Below are 1,405 nucleotides of genomic sequence, written 5' to 3' on the forward strand. Positions count from 1 at the left end.
CCGCTGGACCTATGAGGGAAAGCCGCTCGCGGCATGAATGATTAAACAGTCTCGGGATTTCCACTCTGTTGCACTAGCCCCAAACTGATTTTCGCCAAACCGTTGCAGGCGGACTTCCGTGCGCAACTCTGTTCCAATCGACTGCAAGGCAGAACCGAGCTATGAGCAAGCCAAGCCAACGTCCGGGACGCGAGGCAATCAAAGAGCAGGCGAGAAAAAAAACGCCAACAACAGCTGTTGCGCCAACAACAGCGTGACGCCGGGCTGATTGCGCAGCCGAGCGCCTCGCCATCGAACGCCACCTCGCGCTTGGAAACCATCGAGGAGGAAGGTGAAGCGCGCACCGAGGCGGTAACCACGCTGATCTTGCTCATGCGCCAGCTGTTGCCGCTGCTGCTGCGGCGCTTCGCGAAGATTCCCGACCCGCGAAATCCCAACAAGCTCAAGCACCCCCTCACCGTCCTGATGGTCTACGGCATCCTGGTGTTCGTCTTTCAGTCTGCATCGCGGCGTGCCGCCAACGCCGAGATCACCCGCCCGATGTTCGAGCATAACCTGCGGCTGCTGTTCCCACAGCTCGACACCCTTCCACATGCCGATACCCTGTTTCGGCTGCTGTGCCGCATTGATGTGGGCGAGATCGAGCAGGCTCATCTCGCCGAGTTTGGCTTCTAAATAATGTAGATCGCAAGCTACTGATTTATATGGACCTAGAATTTAGTGCACTTCGTCGGAGCACTATTTTTGCCTGTAACGGGAGCGAGAATCGCTTCTTGGTCTCTGCGAATGCAGTTATTCAGGACTGATTTGCGGGTTTCTTATGGCTTAAAATCATCCTTTACATCATTCTAGAGCCGCACTCTATCTCGCCTTGGTCACTCAGCTCATCCGCAACAAGAAGTTCTCCCGCTACCTGATCAACAATTGCTATCCCGTCGGCATCGACGGCAGCCAAAAGATCGCCTTCTCTACCCTGTGGGACGAGCAGCGGTTGCAGCGCAGAATCGGCCCCAAGGTCGCTCCCGACAGCGACGAGGAGCAACGCTACCAGTACAGCGTCTATGTGCTGGAGGCGAGCCTGTGCTTTCGCAACGGCATGGTCATCCCGTTGCTGAGCGAGTTTCTCGACTACGCGCAAGGCGATGGCGAACAGCGCAAGCAGGACTGCGAGACCAAGGCGTTTCATCGCCTCGCCGCGCGCATCAAAAAGGCCTTTCCCCGCCTACGCGTGATGCTGCTGCTCGATGGGCTCTATGCCAATGGACCCATTCTGGAACGCTGCCGCGGCGACCACTGGGACTTCATGATCGTGCTCAAGGACGGCTCGCTGCCAAGCGTCTGGCAGGAGTACCACAGCTTGGCGCACGAACAGCAAGACAATCGCATGCAACAGCACTGGGGCGAG

At 57.4% G+C, this 1,405-nt stretch carries 2 protein-coding genes; both read left to right on the forward strand.

Features of this window, described 5'->3' with window-relative positions; translation table 11 throughout:
* Window positions 1-237 precede the first annotated feature (237 nt).
* A complete protein-coding gene (locus tag G3480_RS26640) occupies window positions 238-675 on the forward strand; it encodes a transposase family protein (protein WP_164657210.1) in 438 nt (145 codons plus the stop codon).
* A 196-nt stretch (window positions 676-871) separates the two neighbouring features.
* Window positions 872-1,405, forward strand: a 534-nt coding sequence (locus G3480_RS26645; protein ID WP_206171928.1) for a hypothetical protein, incomplete at its 3' end; no start/stop codon positions are given.

It is taken from the genome of Thiorhodococcus mannitoliphagus, assembly GCF_010915725.1.
Taxonomy (GTDB): domain Bacteria; phylum Pseudomonadota; class Gammaproteobacteria; order Chromatiales; family Chromatiaceae; genus Thiorhodococcus; species Thiorhodococcus mannitoliphagus.